Source organism: Paracoccus sp. (in: a-proteobacteria) (assembly GCF_046462195.1).
In the GTDB taxonomy this organism is placed as follows: domain Bacteria; phylum Pseudomonadota; class Alphaproteobacteria; order Rhodobacterales; family Rhodobacteraceae; genus Paracoccus.
The window spans coordinates 1-6082 of sequence record NZ_JBKGUN010000168.1 but is presented as its reverse complement, the minus strand read 5'-3'; the positions used below and the strand labels follow the sequence as shown (position 1 = coordinate 6082).

4 protein-coding genes are annotated in these 6082 nt (G+C 61.1%); 1 reads left to right on the top strand and 3 read right to left on the bottom strand.

The annotated features are described in order from the left end of the window. Nucleotides 1–211 precede the first annotated feature (211 nt). From ACLHHB_RS10665 to ACLHHB_RS10655, 3 genes are all read right to left on the bottom strand, one after another. Complete coding sequence (locus tag ACLHHB_RS10665; protein WP_410218266.1) at nucleotides 212–1240, bottom strand: IS110 family transposase; 1029 nt, start codon at nucleotides 1238–1240, stop codon at nucleotides 212–214. Nucleotides 1241–1512: 272 nt separating this feature from the next. Beyond that, nucleotides 1513–3111 (bottom strand): family 16 glycosylhydrolase, encoded by a 1599-nt coding sequence (locus ACLHHB_RS10660; protein WP_410218265.1) that lies wholly within the window; start codon nucleotides 3109–3111, stop codon nucleotides 1513–1515. 1209 nt (nucleotides 3112–4320) lie between these two features. Then, nucleotides 4321–5295 carry an alpha/beta hydrolase gene (locus tag ACLHHB_RS10655; RefSeq protein WP_410218264.1) on the bottom strand — a complete coding sequence of 325 codons (975 nt, stop codon included), beginning with the start codon at nucleotides 5293–5295 and terminating at the stop codon, nucleotides 4321–4323. A gap of 493 nt (nucleotides 5296–5788) precedes the next feature. Between ACLHHB_RS10655 and ACLHHB_RS10650 the strand changes: the two genes are divergently transcribed. After that, the coding region (locus ACLHHB_RS10650; protein WP_410218263.1) for an SDR family NAD(P)-dependent oxidoreductase at nucleotides 5789–6082 on the top strand (294 nt) is incomplete at its 3' end.

The window sequence follows — 6082 nt, the reverse complement described above, 5'->3', positions numbered from 1 at the left end:
ATCATCGGGTGCTGACATGTGTCCGGCCTCATGATGCGGCGTTCCACATGCCGCAGGGCCCGTATGGTGTTCGCGGATCAGGTCCCAAATCAACGCCGCGTGCTCGGTGGCACTTTGTTGCAGGCTGGTTCCTCTGATCCCGTCTCACGACCGTTGCGCCAAACTGCTCCTTGCCCTCTTGTGCTGCGACGTCCTCGCGATCTGCGGCGGCTTACGCCGCTGCGACCGGAGACTGGTAGATGCCACCTCGAGCCATCAGGGCCCATACGATCCGCGCCATCTTGTTGGCCAACGCCACCCGCACCAGCATTGGTGGCTTGCGCAACAGCAGGCCGCCCAGCCATGTTCCGGGCTGCGCCTCCTTGTGGACGTTACGTTTGATCACCACGCTGTTGGCGCCAATGATCAGCAGGCGTCGCAGGGATCGTTCGCCCATCTTTGTTGTCGCGCCGAGACGTTGCTTGCCGCCGGTTGAATGCTGCCGAGGCACAAGACCCAGCCAGGCGGCAAAGTCGCGTGCCTTGCGGAAGGTCTCGGGTGGCGGAGCCAGGACAGCGATGGCCGTGGCGATCAGCGGCCCGATGCCGGGCACCGTCATCAGACGGCGGGCGACGTCATTCTCCTTGGCGCGATGGGCAATCTCCGCATCAAGCTTGCTGATCTCCGCCTCCAGATGTGCAAGAGCCGTGATCAAAGCCTTCAGCGTGGGAATGGCATCGGCAGGCAGGCCACTTTTCGGATCCACGACGAGGGCGACCAGCTTTGATGCGTTGGATGCCCCTTGCGGAACGATCTGCCCGAACTCGGTCAGATGACCGCGCAACGCATTGATCGCTTGTGTCCGCTGTCGGATCAGCAGCTCTCGCACGCGAAAAAGCATTGCCGCGCCTTGGACCTCTTCGCTCTTCACCGCAACAAAGCGCATCGTCGGGCGCAGTGCTGCCTCACAGATCGCTTCGGCATCGGCGGCATCATTCTTCTGGCGCTTCACGAAGGGCTTCACATAGGCAGGCGGGATCAGCCGCACGTCATGGCCCAGCTTGCCGATCTCGCGACCCCAAAAATGCGCACCACCACAGGCCTCCATTGCCACGACGCATGATGGCAGCTGGCTGAAAAACTCCAGCACCTGAGCCCGCCGTATCTTCTTGCGCAGGACGGACCGCCCTGCGCCGTCGGCTCCATGCACTTGGAACACATTCTTCGCCAGGTCGAGCCCGACCGTGATAATCTTCGACATGACCGCTCCCCTCCGTGGATCGTTGCAGACCCACCTTGGCACATCAGATGCCGTCGGGGGGCGGTCACATCATCAATGCCCATCTTGGCCCCCTTCCCTGTCATCGGCGGCGGTTGCAGTCGGATTGCAGGAGCAGGCCATCTTGCGGGTGGGAAAAAGATCTTTGGCCAACAGTTCGCGGGATTTGACTGGTCGGACGACCCGCGACGATTGTCTTGGTGCGGGTCCGATGAAAGGCGCGGCTTGTCGATCACCAGCCGCGCCCGACAGCTTCACAAGATGAAGTCGCTCCCCGTGAGGGTGCGGATGTCCGTCAGGAGGATTTCAAAATCGGCCCGGCCATCGCCGTTCACATCCCCTTGGACCAAGAGGTCCGCGCCCGCCTTGACCGCCCATACGGAATGGGCGGCTGCTTTCGTTCCCGCATATGCAAAATCTTGGTTGCCGGAAGCCCATGTGTTTGCGTCGATCCCAGACAGGTCTAGGCGGTCGATTCCCGAAACGAAGTCGTGCACGACGTCATGACCCCTTCCCACGCGGCTTTCGGACGTGGATCCGAAGACAAAGGTGTCGCAGGACAGGTCGTCGCCCCCGAACAGGACATCGGTTCCGGACCCGCCTGTCAGCCGGTCTGCACCACTGTCCCCATAAAGCGTGTCGTTTCCGCCATTCCCCTCCAGCACGTCGTTTCCTGCCAAGCCCTTGATGATATTCGATCCGCTGTTCCCGGAAATGTAGTTGTCGCTGGCGTTGCCGGTCCCTTTGATACTGGCAGCACTGCGCAGGAACATTGCCTCGACGTTGTCGGCCAAGGTCCAGTCGACGGTCGTGTGGGTGGTGTCATAGCCTCCGCCGGCCCTTTCGACGGTTCGGTCGGATGCCCGGTCGACGTAATAGACATCGTCACCCGTTCCGCCATGCATCTCGTCGCTGCCTCCCCGGCCATCGATCGTGTCATTGCCGGCAAGGCCATAGATGGTGTCGTTCCCGTTGCTCCCGTTCAGCACATCGTTCCTGGCACTGCCCACGATACTGCCAGCCGGCGGAGCAGCGGGCTCGACCGGGGGTTCGGGAGCCGCCACCACCGGCGCATGAGGCGCGGTGACCTCGGGCACGGCCCCACCAACATAGCTGCTTCCATATTCGCCGCCCCGAACCTCGCCCGCCGAAATGGTTGCGACCAGCGGCCTGCCGGGATCGGTCCATACGCCTGCCCATTCGTGCTGCGCCGGGGCCACGGCCCACAGATCGACATAGCTGTTCATCGGGCCGATGTTCCAAACCCCGCCGGGCATGTCGGCACCGGAGAATTCGCCGACAACCTTGCCATCAACATAGAAGGTTGCCTTCTTGTCGGTCACCGTGACTTCATAGGTATGTGCAGCCTTTGATGCATCAAAGCCAAGGTCGACGATGTTGCTTTTGCGACCGCCGTGATCCAGCGTGACATGCTGGCCTGACTTGTCGATCATGTGGATGTTCAGCTGGACCTTTGTGGTATCGCCTCCGACAAATTCGAAATCAAACTCGACCCAGGGCTGGCTCTTCCAGTCCGCGCTGTAGGTGAACATGCCGAAAACGGCGCCCGGAACCATCTCGGGCGCCTGCGCCGTCCAGCTCCATGTGCCTGTGGTGGCCACTTCCGCAGACTGGATCTCGCCCCCCTGAAAAGGGCGTCCCGAACCGTGCGAAGCACGTCCCAGCACCAGCTCGATGTCGCCGTCCGCAGCCACCCGGACGTTGTCAGGCGACCACTGCATCACGCCGGATTGTCCAGCTGCCCAATCTGATATCAGCCAGCTGTCCGCGCCGTACTGCTGCCCGCCCTTGTACAGATCGAGCGCAGGATTTGCTTGGGAAACGATCGCCATTTCATTCCTGCCTTTGCAAATTTCGGTATATCTTCTGCACATATGTATGTACAAAATGTTAACAAGATATGAATCTGATTGGTTCTGTACTTTTTCCGGAACCCTTCACCTAGTTCGAAAGTTGGTTATCTCACCTTCGCCTGAGAGGTCGGCGAGATTGTGCCGTCAGGATCCGCTTTGGCCAGACCTCGACGTCTGCAGGAATGGCATTTGGATGCACAACAGATAGACCACTCTGCCCCGGGCTTGCTGTTCCTATCTTGATCGCCTCATGACCCGCCCCGCCACGGGCCATCCTCCATGAAACTTACCAAGTTGGGCCCTTGCCGCAAAAGGAGCAGGATCAGCAGCGGTTTCAGGGCGCGGTACTGCTGCGATGCACAATACTGTCCTGTAGCAGTCGCGCTTGGATAGCATGCTCCGCCACAAAAGATAGCCGAAGCTCAGCCTCACAGCCGCTGGCAAAAGGTCGGATCCTGATCGGCCCAAGTCAGAGTCATGGTGGCCCCTTGGCAAACCGCATCGGTCTCTCTTGGCGTGCAGGATAGTTGAGTCCTGTGGCGGCAGGGTGTCCGAAAGCGTGAGGCCCAGACCGAAGGCTGAGACTTGCAGCCGCAGGCAGTTTGTCTTCTGCAACATTGGCCACATCCGCGGGAATGCTGTCTTCCATGTGCATGTCCCGCCGCAGCACATGGAGCAAGATGCTCAGGTCGATCTCCGGGTTGGAAGCCTAGCAGACCGTTGCGCCTTTGGCGGCTGTGCCTGATATTTTGCAACCAGCCTCATGCACATGGGCTGCGAGTCTGCGGCAGAGGGCTGATGACGTCGTTCTTGGTGGGGCAGCCCAATGAAAGAATGGCATGCGTGATCTGGTTGGCCGGATCGTCAGCCATATCCCCTGAACGTGGACTTGCCATCGAACCCTGCACGACTTCACCAGTGGATACCGGCCTCTCGTCGCACCGTGACGCCCGTCAGATTGAGCATGCCTGGCTATAGTGGCGTCAGGTCTCAGTCATAGCCAGCGAGAACCTGCCTTGCAGACGCCTTGCCGATCATCAAACCACTGGCAGCAATCTCAAATCCGCCCACCAGAGGATTTGCCTCCCCTAATTTTTGACGTCAAGAAGGGCACCTCGAAGTACAATGTATTCCTCCCCTGCCTGACACTTGGCTGACCTGCCCGTACCGTCAAGGCAGGCAGCGGCCTCAGGGTTGGTTCCTGGCGCCGGTCATGCCGATCCGGTCCATCCAGTTCGTCAGCAGCACAGGCCACTCCTGAACCGGCAGTCCCTTCGCGCCGCGAATCCCGAAGCCGTGGCCCCCATCGCGAAAGATGTGCAGTTCGGCCTTGACGCCCGCCTCATGCAGGGACTGATACATGCGGATGGCATTCTCTGAAGGGACTGCGTCATCGTCATCTGCCAGAACGATGAACGTCTCGGGGGCATTGGCAGTCACGTGACGCTCGGGGGAATAGGCAGCCTTGGCCTCCTCGGACGGAGTCTCGCCCAGCAGCGCCTCGCGGGAGCCTTCGTGAACCGGGCCGTCCATCATTGTCACCACTGGATAGACAAGTGCCGCGAAATCGGGCCTGGCCGAAGCTTCATCGGCCGCATCGACAGGATCATAAACCTGGCGGTCATGTCTGGCGACCAGTGACGCGCCCAGATGTCCGGCCGCCGAGAATCCGAGGAACCCGATCCGATGGGGGTCCAGCCCCCATTCGCCCGCATGTTCGCGCACGATCCTCACTGCCCGCTGGCCATCCGCCAGAGGTACGTCGGATGCACCCTCGTGCCCTTCGCCCGGCAGCCGATAAGCCAGAAGAAAGCTGGTGATGCCCTGCTCGGCCAGTGCGGCCGCGATCTCGACGCCCTCCTTGTCCAGCACGACGCGACGATATGACCCGCCCGGCGCCACGATCATCGACGTGCCGTTCGGCCGGTCCGGCAAAAACACCGTCAGCGATGATTCGGCAATTCCCATGAGGGCACGGTCCGCGCGAAACAGGCTTTCCGACCGTTCGACGATCCGAGGCTCCAGATCCACCGGGGACGAGGCAGGCCGCGCGGGCCAGAGAGGCAGCGTTTGTTCGTGCACCAACGCTTGCGCCGATGAGGTGGCAGGGGTCAGCATCATGGCAAGGCCCAAGCTCAGGGCAGACAAAGCCGATCGGGTCATGGGTCGAAAATCTTGCACCTGTTCCTCCTCCGGCAAAACATGGATCCACTATGAGTGGAAACAGGCCCATCGCCAAGCCCGCGAATGAAGGGTCGGGCCCACCGGCAATACTTGCCTGACGCGGTGGACCCGTCCCATCAGCCCCGGCGGGTCCTTGCATTCCAGTTCCGCACGGCGCAGAAGCCAAAGCAGCCTGAATTGCCACAACAGCAGAGCACGGCTGGCCGTGAACGGACGCCACGAGACAAGGTCACCCCCTGTCAGGGGTTGCCTCATCCGGCTGGCGTCTCCCATTAGGACCCTTTGATCCAGCGCCGCCCGAGAGCCACGCCCGCACTTTCACATGAGGCTTGTCGTGCCGCAAACCCCCATGGCTTTTCGGACAGCTCGCTCGGTTTGTCCTCCCTCCGATCCGGCACCCATCTCGGGTGGCCTCTTGTGCCGCCTGTCAGAGGCCATACATCAGGATCATCCCTGACCAAGGAGAAATCCCGTGAAACCGAATGGCAATACGATCCTGATCACCGGAGGCGGCTCGGGGATAGGGCTGGCGCTGGCGGATCGGCTGCATGCGCTGGGCAACAGGATCATCCTAGCGGGTCGTCGTTTGGACGTTCTGGAACAGGCCGCAGCCGGACGGCCGGGAATGGCCACCATGCAGATGGACCTATCCGATGCGTCCGGAACCGATCAATCTGCGCAGGCCATCATCGCCGCCCATCCCGAATTGAATATTCTGATCAACAATGCTGGCATCCTGCGCTACGAGGTGCTTGATCGCCACCGT